Origin of the sequence: Corallococcus praedator, from assembly GCF_003612125.1 — a bacterium.
Lineage (GTDB): Bacteria > Myxococcota > Myxococcia > Myxococcales > Myxococcaceae > Corallococcus > Corallococcus praedator.
Genome location: NZ_RAWI01000939.1, coordinates 1 through 465, shown reverse-complemented (window position 1 = coordinate 465; position 465 = coordinate 1). Strand labels below are relative to the sequence as shown.

Genomic DNA, 465 nt, shown 5'->3' with positions numbered 1-465 from the left:
GACGAGGTTGCTATCGGAGATGTCCTTCCGCGGCTGGTCAAGGGGCCGCTGACGATCTCGAACATGGTGGGCTGGCTACTGGGCTGGGGTTCGTACATGACGCAGACGAACCGCTCCAGCACGCCTACCTCAAGGAGCACCCCGGCGCGATCCTGTTCGACGACACCTATGGCATCGACGACACGATCGAGGCGCCGCACTTCAACAACGAGCTGGCCGCGAAAAGCGGATTGCCCGCGGCCTACGATTTCGGCGTGCAACGCAGCGCCTGGCTCGCCCACATGGTCACCGACTGGTGCGGCGACGACGGCTTCGTGACGGGGCTCGACATTCGCCTCCGCCGGCCCAACTATCTCGGCGACACGCTCTGGCTGGACGGGACGGTCACCGAGAAGCGTCGCGACGAGATCGGCGACCTCATCGAGCTCGTGGTGCGGGCCACCAACCCGCACCACGAGCTCGATG

General features: G+C 65.6%; 1 protein-coding gene. It reads left to right on the top strand.

The window, feature by feature from the left end:
• The coding region (locus tag D7Y13_RS46330; protein WP_208734606.1) for a hotdog family protein at positions 1-465 on the top strand (465 nt) is incomplete at both ends.